A 16,822-nucleotide genomic window follows, 5' to 3' on the forward strand; every position below is an offset into this window, starting at 1 on the left:
ACTATAAATATTTTGTCCAGCTACTTATTCCAAGCTCTTGTGCCATTTAAAATGGTATCTTTATTTTCGCGCCCCCTGTACCAGTTGGTTTATCCAGAATGCTGTAAGATTTCAGTTTAATGCCACTTATAAAACTGGTACATACCCTTGTGCTATTTTCTACTTACTTCAGTTGCTTTTGAGCTTGCTTTTTGGAGTCCAGTTACCAAACTGGTCTTACTATTGATACCAGTAAACTTACCACTCAATACAATTACTGTTAACACCAATTCTCCAAAATGAAATTATAGATACAAGTTTGGGAACCCAGATTAAATCTGATTTTTCTTAATTACGTAGCTTGCTTCTCTCTGGAGGCGAGTATTACGAATTGGTATAAATCACTCATATCAAATAGTAGGAAATATGCAAACAATTGGTACTCAGAAAGACAGTCCAGCTTGGGTTATTCAAACTTGGGCAGCTTTTGTAATTTCTATTTCTATGACCACCTTCGGCATTGTAAACTTACCTGTAAATGGCTGGGTGAAAGGCTTTATGGGTATGGGTATGGCTTTCTCTGTTGGCTCAACTTTTACTTTGGCGAAAACTACTAGAGACTTGCATGAAAATAGAAGATTGACCGCTAGGTTAGACGAGGCAAAAGTAGAAAAATTGCTTTCACAACACGATCCTCTAAATTTTAAATAAAGGCAGCGATAACAATTTGGGATTAATGGGATCTAAATAGAAATCCCTTTCAGCAATATCAAATAATACTAACTTTTAGCATTTGATGTGATTTACACATCAAAAATTAACTAGTATGACGAAAAGTAAAAGGACTGGATACCAGTCCTTTTTTATTTTGATTTAAGGTTTTTATCTTAATAACGGGATTTTTTAGTTTTTAACTTTTGCTTTTTACGCCGACGTTCGCTAGCAGGAACTGCATATTCCACCGGATAACCGACTACAGGAATTACCTGATATTGCCGTTCTTGTTCTAATTTTTTCAGTTCAGTGTAATCAACCCAATGAATGCAATCAACTGGACAAGTGTCAATTGCTTCTTGGATAATTTCTTCAGCGTCCCCATCTTGCCGAACCACGCGCGATCGCCCGTAATCTGGTTCAATGTAAAAGGTATTACGTGCAACATGAGCGCAATGCTTGCAACCAATACAAGTGATTTCGTCAACATAAACACCATTTTGGCGCAGAAAACCGCCCAATTCCGGTTCTAAACCAGAACGTTCTGGGGCATCCCGTAAAAAACCCCCTAATTCTGGTTCCAAACCGGAACGATTTTCTTCTTGTTCTTCAAGCGACGGCAGAAAATCAGCCATTACGCACTCCAGCGCTGTACTACCAGGCGAATTGAACCATCTTCATTTTTTTGTTGTTCAGAGACTTGAAAACCAACACGAGCGGTTTCTTTGACAACTGTTTGATAAGCATAGCGCTGTGTTACCTGGCGTAAAAATCCGTCCACAGACAGGTTTTGCTGCCAATATTGCAAGTCAGCTACCAGTTCATATTCCTTACCATTCCATTTAAAGCCGATGTCATAGCCATTTTCCTGCTCAATACTAACTTCCGCAGGATGGGTTTGACCGCGATAGCCACGGACTTCGCGTGGCCCGGGTTTCCAGTCTACGCCCAATTCAGTCAAAGCATCTTTCAAAGAATCAAGGTTACGGATTTGAGTCTTAATTTGGCTAAAGTGTGACATGGTGGTTGTGAATTAATTACACTAAACTACTGTGAAAACTTACCAATCGCTGTAAGTGGTGTGTGTATTCGCCACATTAGATTGCTGCACCTTGGCGGCGAAATATTCTGAGGTTGGCTCATGATTAAGTACTTGCCCCAGCTGTGCCTCTATTGCTGCTGTAACCTCAGCGCAAGAAGCCCCCACAATGCCAGTGACTTTTTCTTGTACCCGACCGTCTGGATAGATTATGAACTCTAATGTCTCCATGCTCTTGGCCAACCAGGATAAGTACGCTTAAATTCTACTGCCTTAGCAGAAGGCTACAAATATAGCCGTAGGAACATTTTTACTTAGATACAAACTTACCATTTGTTAAATAATGTTCCATCTCTCAATATATATATCTCAGAATCTTTACAAAAATTATTAATTTTGTAAGCAGTTACATTACTATTTAGTTAGTCTCTCTCAACCTCATCAATTAGTCAAGGTAACTACTGAGCTTACCAAGTAAACGCCAAAAGTCCTAAATATAAGCATTAGAGGTGATATAGCCAGCAAGGCAATTCACAAAAATATAAAATTTAGTGAAAAACTTTATCATTAGATAAACCTTATTCTCTTAAGGTTTTCCAGGTATGTTGGATGTAGCGTAGCGTATGCTGCAAGAGTAGTAGCCGCCCTATACCCCTTGAGTACGTGGTGGCAAGTAAGCTCTGGTGACAACTAATCATTAGGTAAAAATACTCCTTTTGATTTATGAACTTATAGAAGGAGCCAGTTGCCAAACCCTCGAATACTCTCTAATTACTTGCCGAGCCTGAGCAGAAATAAATATTCTAGCTGTTTTAACAGCAATCTTTGCGGCATCTCGGCGACGTTTAAACTCGCCTTCTTTACTGTGATATTCTTTTGCTAAATATGCCATTTCTCTAGTAACATAATGCTTATTAATTAAGTGAAAGTTGCAAGCTAATAACATTATTTAAACACTTTAGCTGTTTACTTTTACTTTAAGCAAGGAAGAAAATTTCGTAAAATTATGTTCCAAATAAACGCCCATCAACAACCTCACCGCTAACCATCTTCATTCACTACAACAGCTTTACTGGACAGTCCTAATTCCTGAAGCTGTGTACCGAGAACTGACTGATCCCAACTTCCTAGTTGCAGGTGCAACTTAAGTAGAAAGTTTTATCTAGATTCAAACTCGTCCAGTTCAAGATCGTATACTGATTGAAGCACTCAGCAATTAACTGGATATTGGCGAAGCTAAAGCGATGTGTGACGACAAGCCACTCCATGTCTACGCTCTAGTGCTGGAAATGAAAGCAGATCAAGTTTTGATTGATGAACGTCGCGATCGCATGGTTGCGGCTTATCATAAATCTTAGTTAGTTACACAGGAATTTTAGGGCATCTTGATTGAAGGTAAAAGTCAAAGGCTAATTTCTGCCGTGAAACCTCTGTTAGACGCTCTAATTAATTAAGCAGAATTTTGGGTGGCTGAACCTTTATACAAGAAGGTTTTGCAGCTTGTTGATGAAAATTAATTTTTGATACTGTACAAGTAGCTTACATAAAAAAAACATCAGTCAGCCAAAGAACCCAGGATAATGAATCATAATTAACCTTTATAGCTTTGAGCTATCAGCCATCAGCCGCCAGTTACAAGCCGGAAGCTGAGATGGCGAATGCTAAAGGCTTTTGATTCAACTTAACCAATTGACTATGAATTCCGAAAAAGTCAAAAATTCTCTAAATATTTCGCCAGCGATACGCATAGGAGTACTAGGTTTCGGCGGACTCGGACAAGCCGCCGCCAAGGTACTTGCTGCTAAACAGGAAATGATTTTAGTCGCCGCAGCAGATCAAAAAGGTTACGCTTACGCTGCTGAAGGTTTAAATACTCAACAATGCATTGCAACCTACCAGTCGCAAGGTTCCGTAGGTCATTTAGAGCCAGTTGGTACGTTAACAAATCAAAGTATTCAGGATGTAATTGAAATAGCTCAACCTGTGGATGGGTATTTTCTGGCTTTACCCAACTTGCCAAATGATTTTATCCCCTCTGTAGCCAAAGAGTTTATCAAATCTGGTTGGCGTGGGGTGCTAGTGGATGCGATTAAGCGCACCACTGCTGTAGAACAACTGCTAGGGATGAAAGAAGAACTGCAAGCAGCCGGGATTACCTACATGACAGGCTGTGGTGCAACACCCGGATTGTTAACAGCCGCAGCAGCTTTAGCCGCCCAAAGCTACGCGGAAATTCATCAAGTCGAAATTACCTTCGGGGTGGGAATTGCTAACTGGGAAGCTTACCGTGCCACCGTTCGGGAAGACATTGGCCACATGCCTGGTTACACAGTGGAAACCGCCAGGGCGATGACTGATGCCGAGGTAGAAGCACTACTAGATAAAACTAATGGTGTGCTTACCTTGACGAATATGGAACACGCTGATGATGTGATGCTAGAGGTAGCGGGAATAGTGGGGCGCGATCGCGTTACTGTTGGTGGTGTAGTCGATACTCGCAATCCTAAAAAGCCTCTCAGCACCAACGTTAAGGTAACAGGGCGCACCTTTGAAGGGAAAATTTCCACCCATACCTTTACTCTAGGAGATGAAACCAGCATGGCAGCCAATGTCTGCGGCCCTGCATTTGGCTATCTCAAAGCTGGTAGACAATTGCACCAACGCGGCATCTATGGAATATTTACTGCTGCCGAAATTATGCCGCAGTTTGTTAGGTAATAATTAAAAGTTAGGAGTAGAGATGCGATTAATCGCGTCTCTACAGGAATTAGGATTTAAAAATATAAAATCGCAAATTTGGAGCATATTTAGAGCCTCCGAACTTGCGATTTTAAACTCAAAACTCCTCACTATTACTTCCTAACTTTTCTAAGTTAGTGGAACTTCTGGAGAGAAAATATCTGTGGAATTCTCTTCAAGCAGTGAATCTGAAGCTTGTATAATAAATGGAAGTTCCGCTCCTATAAGTCCTCGTTGGATGCGTTCTAAAGTCTCACTAAAAACGACAAACAGAGGATATATAGTATTAGCTCCTTCACTCAAAATATGACTGTGACGGAGAGGCATTAACCACTCATAATCATTGTCTAGCCAAACTTGAGTTTGTCGCCAGCGTCCTAACAAATCAGAAAAGTCTTCATCAGCACGATGAATAAAGACTAGGATTTCTGCTCCAGTTTTGATTTTCCACTCTGGATCGCACATTAAAATTGCCACATCACAAGGTAAGCAAATCGTTTGTGAGGCTCTTGTCGTAGTATTGCGAAGACGGACAATTGGCAACGGGATAGTGATGACACTTTCATCTGGACGGCGCAGACTGGGAATCATCTCCAAGTATGGCCGATATTGTTTTAGTAAGGCGATCGCAGCTAGATGATTGCTGTACTCTGCCAAACTCGCTTCGTAGTAAGATTTTTGCACAGTCATAGTTTATTAAATAGTTAGGAGTACAGACGCGATTAATCGCGTCTGTACATGAATTAAGAATTAAATTAATCAGTTAGGAATTAAAAGTTAGAAATTAAAAGTTTTAATTCCTAACTCCTAACTCCTAACTTATAACTTTTAACTTTAAATCCTCTATCCCATCTTTTCAAATACTTTAAACATCGGTAAATACATTGCCAGCAAAATGGTTCCAACCATCCCCCCTACAAATACAATCATAACTGGTTCCAAAATACTGGTCATTGATTTTACTGCCTGCTCGACTTCATCTTCATAGAAATCCGCAACTTTCATCAACATTGTATCTAATTCTCCAGTTTCTTCTCCAATACTCATCATCTGAATTGCCATAGGCGGAAAAACGCTATCTTTTTGTAAAGCAATGCTAATCATCCCTCCTTGTTGAATCTCTATACGGGCTGCATCTATGGCATTGGCAATCACTTTGTTACCTGATGTATCTCGGACAATTTCCAAACAAGTTAAAATTGGTACACCTGAACGAGTCAAAGAACCAAAAGTCCGGCTAAAGCGGGCAACCGAAGATTTTTGAATTAAGTCACCAAACAATGGCAACTTGAGAGAAAGGCGATCAATTGTGATGCGGCCAACAGGAGTTTTACCGTATGCTGTAAAAGCAAATTTAAGTCCGATAAGACCAGCGAGAAGTCCGAAAGCGCCCGGACTTCTCAAAAATTTACTAGTATCCATCAAGAATTGCGTTAAAGGTGGTAATGTGATTCCAATTTCTTCAAAAATCTTGGCAAAAATCGGAATTAGAAAAATAGTCATACCGAGAAAGATAACAACTGCGATAAAACCCACAACAGTTGGATAAGACATTGCTGATTTAATTTGGTTTTGTAACCGGGCAACATCTTCTAACAACTTAGCTAAACGATTTAATACTTCGTCTAAAACACCACCAACTTCGCCAGCTTGAATCATACTCACGTATAGTCCATCAAAACAGTCAGGATGCTTACGCATTGCCTCTGAAAGATTCATTCCGCTTTGAACATCGGTACTAATTTCCACAAGGGCTTGTTTCAGTTTAGTATTACTACACTGTTCAGAAAGTACGCCCAGGCTTCTAACGATCGCAACTCCCGCATTCATCAAAACGGCAAATTGACGCGAAAAAACAGCTTTGTCTTTCACAGAAACCTTAACTAAGGAATTCTGGAATTTTTTGAAGGCAACCTCTGGCTGAAATCCTTGAAATTGTTTGAGTTCTTGGACTACAAAACCTTGATCTCTAAGATTAGTACGAGCTTGCACCAAGGATTCGGCAGTAATTTTTTCTGTTCGGGATTGTCCTTGAGAATCCCGAACACGAGCAACGTAGGTTGGCATAAATCAATTCAAAATAGTGGTTATTTATTGGGGATTGGGCATGGGGTATAATGCAATGGACACAAGGGAAAGACTTACCCTGCAACTTCCTCATCTCCTCAGTTTTTTTAATGTGCTTTGGCAGCCACACCGGGTTTCCCACCTGCTGCCTGCGGTGGTACAGAAGTACCGATGAGACGTTGGATTTCATCTGCCTTAGAAGTTTTAGACATTGCCGCTTCAAAGGAAATGGTTCCTGCTTTGTAAAAATCGGCTAAAACCTTCTCCAGAGTTTGCATTCCCAATTTGCCGCCAGTTTGAATAGCCGAGTAAATTTGAGATGTTTTGCCTTCTCGAATTAAGTTGGAAATAGCAGGAGTAACAATCAGAATTTCTTGAGCCATAACCCGACCATATTCACCGGGTTTAGGGTTTTTCTTGGATACCAAGGTTTGGCTAAATACCCCGACCAATGAGTTAGACAATTGCACCCGCACTTGGGTTTGTCTTTCATGGGGGAAAACGTCGATAATCCGGTCAACAGTTTGGGCGGCGGAACTGGTGTGTAGCGTACCAAATACTAAGTGTCCTGTTTCTGCTGCGGAAATCGCCAAAGAAATCGTTTCCAAATCCCGCATTTCCCCCACCAGAATAATATCTGGGTCTTCCCGTAGGGCTGCTTTCAAAGCATTAGCAAAGCTCTTAGTATCTTCTCCTAGTTGCCGTTGGTGAACCAAGCTTTTAATTGGTTCATAGACAAATTCAATTGGATCTTCCACCGTTAAAATATGCTCTGCCTTGGTGCGGTTAATCAAGTCAATCATTGCCGCTAGGGTAGTTGTCTTGCCGGAACCTGTAGGGCCTGTCACTAGAATAAGTCCTCTGGGCTTATCGCACATTTCCCGCACTATATCTGGCAGACCTAATTTTTCAAAGTTAGGAATTTTAGAACTTAATGCCCGTAAGCAAGCAGCATAAGCACCACGTTCTTTATAAACATTCACCCGAAAGCGAGCCAAACCCTTAACACCATAAGAACAATCCAATTCCCAGGTCTGCTCTAAGGTTTTACGCTGAGTGTTGTTGAGCATACTAAAAATCAGCCTTTGACATTGATCGGCTGTTAATACATGCTCACCTATGGGGGTGAGTTTGCCACTGATACGAAAGTAGGGAGGTAAACCTGCGGATAAATGCAAATCCGAGCCACCCATTTCAATCAACTGCTCCATCAGGTCTTCAATCATCATTTCCATAGTTCTGTTTCCTTTTAATATTTGTTATTTGTTATTTGTCAGTTGTCATTTGTTTAAAGTTACTAATTACTAAGCATCTACCAATGACCAATAACTAATGCCTAGTCTTAAAACCGAGATGTCATACAGTAGGGACAATCGAGCCATTCTTGTTTCAATGTGGCCTTGCAATTCTGGCAGGTAAGACCAGTCTTGCGTTTGGCTTTTAACTCGGCTTCCAAACCAGTATCAGTAAACGTCACTCGTTCTACTTCTTCTAGAGTGGTGGAACCTTCGCGCACTAAGTCCAAACTGTAAGACAGCAAGGTTTTCATGCCCTCTTCTATTGCCACTTCCTTGATACGTTCTGTAGGTGCATCTTCGTTGATCAGGGTTTGCAGGTTTTCGGTGACTCGCATAACTTCATAAACACCACAACGCCCTTTGTAGCCTACTCCATTACATTTTGAGCAAAGCTGATTTTTGCCTTTAGCTTCTGCGATCGCATCTAATGTCAAGGTGTTAGCCTTATAGAAGGTGACTTCGATATCTGAGGAAGCTGATATACCATAGCGAGCCAATTCCTGGACGGTAGGAGTGTAGGAAATACGACATTCAGAACATACACGCCGCACCAAACGTTGAGCTAAAACGCCAATTAGGGAACTAGAAATCATGAAAGGCTCAATCCCCATTTCTCCCAAACGAGCGATCGCACCTGGAGCATCATTGGTATGTAAGGTAGTTAATACCAAGTGACCCGTCAAGGCAGCCTCAATTGCTGTCTTTGCCGTTTCCTTATCCCGCGTCTCACCCACTAGCAGCACATCTGGATCTTGCCGCAAGAAAGCCCGCAGAGCGGTAGCAAAATCCAGTCCTTTTTCCCGAATCACCTGTACTTGAGTAATCCCTGGAAGGCTGTACTCAATTGGGTCTTCCACAGTACTGATATTAATACCGGGATCATTCTTTTCTGATAATGCAGAATACAGCGAAGTTGTTTTCCCAGAACCAGTTGGCCCAGTCACCAAAATCAGACCAAAGGGGCGGCTAACCATCTCCTGGACAATATGCAAGGTCTCCGGATCGGTAATTAACTTATTCAATCCCAACTGGGTGGAGGAGTTATCCAAAATCCGTAGCACCACCTTTTCCCCGTAACGACTGGGTAAGGTGCTGACGCGGAAGTCTACTTTACGTCCCTCAAATATCCGTCGGATACGTCCATCTTGGGGTATACGCCGTTCAGCAATGTCTAGATTGGAGATGATTTTAAATCGGGCTGTCACCGCCGGGATAATTTTTTTCGGTAGGGGAGGGAAAGCTTCGATCAGTATGCCATCCTTCCGAAAGCGAATCCGTAAGTTTTCTTCTTGCGGTTCGATATGAATGTCAGAAACGCCTTCATGCAAGGCTTTAGCCAGGATTCTGTTGACTAGGTTAATGACTGGGGCATCCTCTGCACCCTTCATTGCTGCCCCTAGATCAGCCTCCATTTCTTCAGGAGCATCCGAAAGATCGAGATTTCCGAGGTTTTCTAAATCCTGATTAATATCTGTAAACTTTGCTTGTTCCAGGTGCTTTTGCTTAACAGCCATTTCATCCAAATATTGGTTGATTAGCTGTTGGTAGTCTTCCTGTGTAATCACCATGCGCTGCAACGCCAGGCCTTGGGGGCGCAAGATGCGATTTAAGTCATCAGAAGCCTCTAGATTATCTGGAGCGACCATCGCCACTAAAACTGAGGGCGGGGTTTGGTCTTTGTGTTTCGATAGTGGTACTAAACGGTGGCGACGGCAAATATCCACTGGGATGAGGGTTTCGATCAGGTTCGCCATCTCCGTGTTGCCAAAGGAATTGACTTCCGGATCAAGGAATTCAACACCGTATAGTATTTTTAGTTCAAATAGCTGCTGTTTTTTGTATTGCCTGAGCAACTCAGGTGTTAGTTGTTGCTCAGTGATTGACTCTAGTACTTCCGTTAAGGGTCTGCCAGATTTGCGGCTTTCAATTAGTGCCTGTCTCATCTGTTCGGTATTGACATAGCCAGATTGCACTAGCTTGTTCCCGAAGGGTGAAAACTCTGTTCTGGTAGTTAGAGCGGTACTGCGCCGTTGTGGTGACGAGTTCATAAATGAGCAATTGATTTGGGGAAACCTCTGCTTAAAGTATTCCCAGGCTGTGAGACAGAATTCTCATTTCTAAAAAAAGTCCTGAGTCACCTCGCTTTGCTCCGAATTAAAAATTTAAAATTAAAGATATTTTCAAATAAGATGAGGGGCGAGTTACATCCAGCGCTACTCTTGGAAATTACTCGTTCGGGTTCCCGCCTTAGTGGCGTCTGGGCCAACGTGTTCACCATTTGTCACAATAAGAGGACGGTTACATCATTTTCAGAAACTTGTCGGCAATAAAATCAGCCTCAGTAGCAAGTCGTGGATGACGACAGTTGCAAGCTGTGGAGATACACTGCCATAAGCATCTGGAATGAGTAGACAATGATGGATGAAAATAAACAGATAAACAATACAAGCCAGCAATTGGGTGAACCAACAGAGGTAAAGCAAGCAATGAAGAGTGACTCCCCAGCCCAAATTAATTTCAATGAATCTGGTAGCGAGGTGACAGAGCAAGTGACAGCCCAAACTAATGTATCGGGGGATACGGCTAATCTCAATCCAGAAAATAGCGTCGCTGCAAGTGAGAAAACTGGAGTGGAAACAGCAGCTTTGGCAGAACTGACTCAACAAAACGACTCTCTGAAAACGCAGCTAGAAGAGCGTAGTACTCAATATATGCGGATTGCCGCCGATTTTGAGAATTACCGGAAACGTACTAGCAAAGAAAAAGAAGAGTTAGAGACACAGATCAAGCGGAACACCATTCTAGAATTGCTGCCAGTGGTCGATAATTTTGAGCGGGCGCGATCGCACCTCAAACCGCAATCTGAAGGCGAAATGACCATGCACAAAAGTTACCAAGGCGTTTACAAACAATTGGTAGATAGCCTGAAGCGCTTGGGTGTATCACCAATGCGTCCTGAAGGTCAAGAATTTGATCCTAACCTACACGAAGCAGTAATGCGCGAACCTACGGATGAACATCCTGAAGGAACAGTGTTAGAAGAGTTAGTGCGCGGATACTTCTTAGGCGATCGCGTCCTACGCCATGCAATGGTCAAAGTAGCTGCTCCCAAGGAAGATACACCTTCCGCACCAGAAGATCAGTCGAGTTCAGCCAACAGTTAAGCTGTAGTCGCTTGCCTCGCTGACCTAAAGTGCCTGGGTTCTAGCAAGGACGAGCATCGTGTACCTAAAACTTGAACAAGGCTTTGGATAACTCTCTGTGTTTCAATTTCTCTCTTGCTACCAGTAATAGGGATTCCACAGACGTTATCCGCTAGCCTTGATTCGGACAAAAAAGTTTAGTCCGCGACAGATTACAGCAGAAAACTCGGTAAAAATACTGATAAATATGGGAAAAGTTATTGGGATCGACTTAGGCACTACTAACAGTTGCGTCGCAGTTTTGGAGGGCGGTCAACCACAGGTGATCTCCAGTTCTGAAGGTGGACGAACTACTCCAAGTATTCTGGGATTTGGCAAGAGTGGCGATCGCTTGGTCGGTCAATTGGCAAAGCGCCAAGCCGTAACCAATGCCGAAAACACAATTTACAGTATTAAACGATTTATCGGGCGGCGTTGGGAAGACACTGAAACAGAACGCGATCGCGTCCCTTACAACTGTGTCAAAGGTCGAGATGATACCGTTGATGTCCAAATTCGCTCAAAAAACTATACGCCACAAGAACTGTCTGCCATGATCCTGCAAAAGCTTAAGCAGGATGCAGAAAGCTTCTTGGGTGAGGAAGTTACTCAGGCAGTGATTACCGTACCAGCATATTTCACAGATGCCCAAAGACAAGCAACTAAAGATGCTGGCACCATTGCAGGATTAGAAGTCTTGCGAATCATCAATGAACCAACAGCTGCGGCTTTAGCTTTCGGATTGGACAAGCAAGACCAAGAGCAGCTAATTTTAATATTTGACTTAGGAGGCGGAACCTTCGACGTATCAATCCTGCAACTTGGAGATGGCGTTTTTGAAGTTAAAGCGACTTGTGGTAACAACCACTTGGGTGGAGACGACTTTGATAATGCGATCGTGCTTTGGATGATGGAACGCTTCCAGCAACAAGAGAAAATCGACCTCTCCCAAGATAAAATGGCACTGCAACGCCTGCGGGAAGCAGCAGAAAAAGCAAAAATTGAACTCTCCAGCATCGTGAATACCTCCGTCAACTTACCGTTTATCACGGCTGATGACACCGGGCCAAAGCATCTGGAGATGGAACTCAGCCGCTCTAAATTTGAAGAACTGGCACTTAATTTAATTGAAGCCACCATCGAACCAATGATCCAAGCGCTCAAAGATGCGGATCTCAAACCACAAAATATAGATCGGATTATTTTGGTAGGTGGTTCTACCCGTATTCCCGCAGTCCAAAACGCGCTAATTAAGTTTTTCAATGGCAAAGCTCCCGATCGCTCCATCAACCCTGACGAAGCCGTAGCATTGGGAGCGGCTATCCAAGCAGGGGTGTTGGGTGGCGAAGTAGATAATCTTTTACTGTTGGATGTCACTCCTCTGTCGTTGGGAATTGAAACCTTGGGTGAAGTGTTCACCAAAATTATTGAACGCAACACCACAATTCCCACCAGTAAGTCACAAATTTTTTCCACAGCAGTTGATGGGCAAACCTCGGTAGAAATTCACATCCTCCAAGGTGAACGGGCAATGTCACGAGACAACAAGAGTCTCGGCAAGTTTCTACTAACAGGAATTCCCCCATCGCCTCGTGGTGTGCCGCAAATTGAAGTATCCTTTGAAATCGATGTCAATGGCATCTTGAAGGTTTCTGCCCAAGACAAAGGTACAGGTAGAGAACAAAGTGTCAGGATTACCAATACAGGTGGTTTAAGTACCAACGAAGTCGAACGGATGCGCCAAGAGGCCGAACTGTTTTCCGACGAAGATGGAAGACGTAAAGAATTGGTTGAACTCAAAAATCAAGCAGATAATCTGTTGTTCAGTTACGAATCCACCATCAAGGACAATAGCAGCTTTATCGGCGACCAGATGAAAACCTTGGCCAGTGAAAAAGTTTCACAACTCCAAGCTGCAATGATTGACTCTAGTATTTCCACAGTGGAATTTAAGCAGCGCTTAGACGACTTCCAACAAACCTTGTTTGCAATTGGTGCTGATGTTTACAATCGAGCTAACAGCCAAAGTGATGAAATTGAGGAGGCTTCAGCTAATCTCTCTACCCCAGAAGTAGACTCACCAATGAATGGCACACTAATACCACAATTCAACTTTGATTTTGACGAAGAAAGTACAGCCCAAGTTGATTATGAAGCTATAGATTAGGCATTGGCAAGAGGCAGAGGGGCAGGGGGCAGGGAGCAGAGGGGAAAGAGTAAGTCAACTGCCACACTCACTCTTGGGATGTGGCTTGCAACTAGACCACTAGGATCTGTCGCATACGGGTTATTGACCGCACCCTGTCTTTCCGTCTGACTAGCAGTAGAGAGAACAAGTTTCTGCTCGTCCCACGAATGGGGCATCCCGAACTCTGCGGGGATGGTCTTTGACCACTTCTATCGTCACGGACAAACCGCTTTTTCCTGTTCTCCAGCATACCGAGTTGCAGTCAAGAAATGTCATGTCTGAGATAGGTATTCGTATTTTACCATAGTGCCTGGTTCGCTTACATCCCCACCCATCAAGGGATGGGGTTTTACGCTCGATCAATAAAAAGGTAATTATTTGTTCTCTCCCTTGCCCCCTGCCCCCTGCTCCCCTGCCTCTTCCCCACCCCTAAGTTGCAGATTTTTATTAAGGCACTTTAATATATCTATATATTTAGATTATAAATTTAGCGAAGTTTCACAAGACCCCAGCAGTTTGTTAGATTGTAGAAGCAAATTACTGTGGCTAGGCAGTGTGCCAGTTCAGATGCGATTTAAAGCATATGGGTGGTTTTCCACACCTAATAGTGCGGCTAGCCCCTCTGGTTGATGGGCGGGGTTTTCCTCTCCTACGTAGCACAATTGTAAAAGAGACAGCCGACTCGGCAGTGAGAAGTCTGAGCATAAGCTTCCCCTGCTGCTAACTTCTATCGCTTTTGTCGTCTCCTACGAGGAAAGCACCTGTTGCTCAAGATTTGTCGGTGATTTTTGTAAAAGGTAAAGGGTAAAATCAGTTATTAACATAAATTAATTTTATCTTCTGCCTAACCTCCGGCAAGCTGCTCTTTAAAAGATACTGTGTTGCTTCATCTATAGGCAAAACACTTTTCGGTAGGGTAGCAAGTGACGGTGACGTTCTACTGCCCTTCTCCTGACGGAGACGCTACGCGAACGGGTGACGCTCCTAAGGTCGCTAACGCTCCGCTAACACCAGTCGCTGATGGGGGAAACCCCCAAGACCGCGCAGGTTCACCTTCTGCTTTCTTCCTTCTAACTTTTACCTTTGCTATATGGCCCGCGACTATTATGAAATCCTGGGTGTCTCTCGTGACACCGACAAAGAAGAAATCAAACAAGCCTATCGCCGTTTAGCCCGGAAGTATCACCCAGATGTGAACAAAGAACCGGGGGCGGAGGATCGCTTTAAAGAAATTAACCGCGCTTATGAGGTACTCTCAGAGCCAGAAACCCGCGCTCGTTATGATCGCTTTGGCCCAGAGGGTGTCTCCGGTGCAGGCTCAGGTTTCCAAGATGTTGGCGATATGGGTGGTTTTGCCGATATCTTTGAAAGCATTTTTAGTGGCTTTGCTGGCGGTATGGGTAATCCCACGCAACAAAGACGGCGCAGTGGGCCTGCTAGGGGTGATGACCTGCGGCTAGACCTGAAGTTAGATTTTCGGGAAGCGGTATTTGGCGGGGAAAAAGAAATTCGCATTTCCCATCTAGAAAATTGTGAAGTCTGTAGTGGTTCTGGTGCTAAACCTGGAACCCGCCCTCGGACTTGTTCTACTTGTACCGGATCGGGTCAAGTCCGCCGTGTTACCAGAACACCTTTTGGCAGTTTTACCCAAGTTTCGACTTGTCCCACCTGTAATGGGACAGGGATGGTAATTGAAGATAAGTGTGATGCCTGTGATGGTAAAGGCGCAAATCAAGTTACAAAGAAACTCAAAATTACCATTCCGGCTGGTGTGGATAATGGCACACGCTTGCGGATTTCTAGTGAAGGAGATGCTGGCCAACGCAGTGGGCCTCCTGGCGATTTGTACGTTTACTTGTTCGTAAATGAGGACGAGGAATTCCAACGGGATGGCATTAATATTCTCTCGGAAATCAAACTTAGCTACCTGCAAGCGATTTTAGGTTGTCGGTTAGAGGTAGATACGGTAGATGGGCCTGTGGAACTGATCATTCCGGCTGGAACCCAGCCCAATACGGTGATGAAGTTGGAAAATCGCGGCGTACCCCGTTTGGGTAATCCCGTTAGTCGAGGGGATCACATGCTGACAGTATTAATTGATATTCCCACCAAGGTTACCCCTGATGAGAGGGAATTGTTGGAGAAGCTGGCTAAAATTAAGGGAGATCGCACTGGTAAAGGCGGTCTAGAAGGATTCTTGGGAAATTTATTTAAGTAATGAAGCCCTCTCTTTTAACTCCTGATGCTCAACTTGATTTACGCGGCACTCCTTGCCCAATTAATTTTGTGCGGACAAAATTACGTCTGGAGAAAATGCCATTGGGAGGTTTACTAGAAGTCTGGCTAGACCCAGGTGAGCCAATTGAGCAGGTTCCCGATAGTCTGACAATGGCAGGTTATCATGTGGAACAAATTACAAATTGCACTAGTTATTTTTCTCTGTTAGTACGCCGTCCAGTTGCTAGCCAATGACAGGGGAAAATTTTGCCGCAACTAGGCAGTTATTGGGTACGGTGGTGGCTGTACAGGCTAATTTTTACCGAGTACAGCTGGATGAAGAGGATGGGGAGATGAGGGAGATGAGGGAGATGAGGGAGCATGATCCTCCTCTTCCCCATCCCCCTCATTCCCTCCTCCTGCTATGTACTCGCCGAACACGATTGAAAAAAATCGGGCAACAGGTGATGGTAGGCGATCGCGTTGTAGTAGAAGAGCCAGATTGGGCTGGGGGACGGGGTGCGATCGCTGATGTCTTACCCCGCCAAAGCGAATTAGATCGTCCAGCGATCGCCAATGTCAACCAAATCCTATTGGTATTTGCCGTTGCTGATCCGCCTTTGGAACCTTATCAACTCAGTCGGTTCCTGATTAAGGCTGAGTCCACTGGCTTGGATGTGCTTTTATGTTTGAATAAAAGTGATTTAATTTCACAACAGGAACAGCAGCAAGTTAGCGATCGCCTACTGGGTTGGGGCTATGAACCAATATTTATCAGCGTCAAAGATGGTATAAATACCGACCAAGCAGCTAGATATTTGAGTAATAAAATTACCGTAATCGCTGGGCCTTCCGGCGTTGGCAAATCCAGCCTGATTAATACGCTGATTGAATCTGCCAAACTGCGAGTAGGGGAAGTTTCTGGCAAACTAGCTCGTGGTCGTCATACCACTCGCCATATAGAATTATTTGAGTTACCTAATGGTGGAATGCTTGCAGACACCCCCGGTTTTAATCAGCCGGACATGGATTGTATACCAGAAGAATTAATCCATTATTTCCCAGAAGCAAGAAAGCGGTTAGCAGTTGCTAGCTGTCGCTTTAGCGATTGTCTGCATCGAGACGAGCCGGAATGTGCGGTGCGGGGAGACTGGGAACGATATGAACATTATTTAGAATTTTTGTCCGATGCGATCGCTCGTCAAACTCAGCTGCACCAACAAGCTGATCCTGAATCTACGATGAAGTTAAAAAGCAAAAGCAAAGGCAAAGGGCAGAGTCAATACGAACCCAAGTTAGAAAGTAAAAAATATCGCCGAATTTCCCGCAAAACTCAGTTACAGGACTTGCAGGAGTTATACCGGGATGAGGAATGAACAAGCTGAGGAAATTGGAGAGG

General features: G+C 43.7%; 16 protein-coding genes. 8 read left to right on the forward strand and 8 right to left on the reverse strand.

Annotated features, from left to right (window positions below):
* The first annotated feature begins 405 nt into the window (after nucleotides 1-405).
* The gene (locus LC608_RS29285; RefSeq protein WP_094328132.1) at nucleotides 406-690 is read left to right on the forward strand and encodes a YiaA/YiaB family inner membrane protein; all 285 of its coding nucleotides are present in this window, start codon (nucleotides 406-408) and stop codon (nucleotides 688-690) included.
* Nucleotides 691-866: 176 nt separating this feature from the next.
* Here the strand turns inward: LC608_RS29285 and LC608_RS29290 are convergent, their stop codons facing one another.
* From LC608_RS29290 to LC608_RS29305, 4 genes are all read right to left on the reverse strand, one after another.
* Entirely contained in the window at nucleotides 867-1,328 is a 462-nt protein-coding gene (locus LC608_RS29290) for a ferredoxin (RefSeq protein ID WP_229556932.1), read from the reverse strand.
* The gene (locus LC608_RS29295) at nucleotides 1,328-1,714 is read right to left on the reverse strand and encodes a DUF1257 domain-containing protein (RefSeq protein WP_229472741.1); all 387 of its coding nucleotides are present in this window, start codon (nucleotides 1,712-1,714) and stop codon (nucleotides 1,328-1,330) included. Before LC608_RS29295 ends, LC608_RS29290 begins: the two co-directional genes overlap by 1 nt.
* A gap of 39 nt (nucleotides 1,715-1,753) precedes the next feature.
* Nucleotides 1,754-1,963 carry a DUF2997 domain-containing protein gene (locus LC608_RS29300; protein ID WP_012406943.1) on the reverse strand — a complete coding sequence of 70 codons (210 nt, stop codon included), beginning with the start codon at nucleotides 1,961-1,963 and terminating at the stop codon, nucleotides 1,754-1,756.
* Between the two features lie 490 nt (nucleotides 1,964-2,453).
* On the reverse strand, nucleotides 2,454-2,624 hold the full coding sequence (locus tag LC608_RS29305) for a hypothetical protein (protein WP_229556933.1): 171 nt from the start codon (nucleotides 2,622-2,624) through the stop codon (nucleotides 2,454-2,456).
* A gap of 493 nt (nucleotides 2,625-3,117) precedes the next feature.
* On the opposite strand from LC608_RS29305, the gene LC608_RS37380 reads away from it, so the two are divergent.
* Together LC608_RS37380 and LC608_RS29310 are read left to right on the forward strand one after the other, a co-directional pair.
* A complete protein-coding gene (locus LC608_RS37380) occupies nucleotides 3,118-3,186 on the forward strand; it encodes a hypothetical protein (RefSeq protein WP_308189945.1) in 69 nt (22 codons plus the stop codon).
* Nucleotides 3,187-3,427: 241 nt separating this feature from the next.
* Nucleotides 3,428-4,450 carry a saccharopine dehydrogenase-like oxidoreductase gene (locus LC608_RS29310; RefSeq protein WP_229556934.1) on the forward strand — a complete coding sequence of 341 codons (1,023 nt, stop codon included), beginning with the start codon at nucleotides 3,428-3,430 and terminating at the stop codon, nucleotides 4,448-4,450.
* Between the two features lie 150 nt (nucleotides 4,451-4,600).
* On the opposite strand, the gene LC608_RS29315 is transcribed toward LC608_RS29310, so the two are convergent.
* From LC608_RS29315 to LC608_RS29330, 4 genes are all read right to left on the reverse strand, one after another.
* Nucleotides 4,601-5,161: a hypothetical protein gene (locus tag LC608_RS29315; RefSeq protein WP_229556935.1), complete on the reverse strand. Its 561-nt coding sequence runs from the start codon at nucleotides 5,159-5,161 to the stop codon at nucleotides 4,601-4,603.
* Nucleotides 5,162-5,314: 153 nt separating this feature from the next.
* Nucleotides 5,315-6,538, reverse strand: a complete 1,224-nt coding sequence (locus tag LC608_RS29320) for a type II secretion system F family protein (RefSeq protein ID WP_229556936.1) — start codon at nucleotides 6,536-6,538, stop codon at nucleotides 5,315-5,317.
* A gap of 107 nt (nucleotides 6,539-6,645) precedes the next feature.
* Nucleotides 6,646-7,773, reverse strand: a complete 1,128-nt coding sequence (locus tag LC608_RS29325) for a type IV pilus twitching motility protein PilT (RefSeq protein ID WP_229556937.1) — start codon at nucleotides 7,771-7,773, stop codon at nucleotides 6,646-6,648.
* A gap of 107 nt (nucleotides 7,774-7,880) precedes the next feature.
* Nucleotides 7,881-9,884, reverse strand: a complete 2,004-nt coding sequence (locus tag LC608_RS29330) for a GspE/PulE family protein (RefSeq protein WP_229556938.1) — start codon at nucleotides 9,882-9,884, stop codon at nucleotides 7,881-7,883.
* 366 nt (nucleotides 9,885-10,250) lie between these two features.
* Here LC608_RS29330 and grpE point away from each other — a divergent pair, with 366 nt between their 5' ends.
* The 5 genes from grpE (at nucleotide 10,251) to rsgA (ending at nucleotide 16,799) form a co-directional block, all read left to right on the forward strand.
* The gene (gene grpE / locus LC608_RS29335; protein ID WP_229556939.1) at nucleotides 10,251-11,000 is read left to right on the forward strand and encodes a nucleotide exchange factor GrpE; all 750 of its coding nucleotides are present in this window, start codon (nucleotides 10,251-10,253) and stop codon (nucleotides 10,998-11,000) included.
* 226 nt (nucleotides 11,001-11,226) lie between these two features.
* Complete coding sequence (gene dnaK, locus LC608_RS29340) at nucleotides 11,227-13,185, forward strand: molecular chaperone DnaK (RefSeq protein WP_229556940.1); 1,959 nt, start codon at nucleotides 11,227-11,229, stop codon at nucleotides 13,183-13,185.
* A gap of 1,111 nt (nucleotides 13,186-14,296) precedes the next feature.
* On the forward strand, nucleotides 14,297-15,424 hold the full coding sequence (dnaJ, locus tag LC608_RS29345; protein WP_229556941.1) for a molecular chaperone DnaJ: 1,128 nt from the start codon (nucleotides 14,297-14,299) through the stop codon (nucleotides 15,422-15,424).
* Nucleotides 15,424-15,678: a sulfurtransferase TusA family protein gene (locus LC608_RS29350; RefSeq protein ID WP_229556942.1), complete on the forward strand. Its 255-nt coding sequence runs from the start codon at nucleotides 15,424-15,426 to the stop codon at nucleotides 15,676-15,678. The genes dnaJ and LC608_RS29350 overlap by 1 nt, the downstream gene beginning before the upstream one ends.
* Nucleotides 15,675-16,799, forward strand: a complete 1,125-nt coding sequence (gene rsgA, locus LC608_RS29355; protein ID WP_229556943.1) for a small ribosomal subunit biogenesis GTPase RsgA — start codon at nucleotides 15,675-15,677, stop codon at nucleotides 16,797-16,799. Before LC608_RS29350 ends, rsgA begins: the two co-directional genes overlap by 4 nt.
* Nucleotides 16,800-16,822 lie beyond the last annotated feature (23 nt).

Source organism: Nostoc sp. XA010 (genome assembly GCF_020829625.1).
GTDB lineage: Bacteria > Cyanobacteriota > Cyanobacteriia > Cyanobacteriales > Nostocaceae > Nostoc.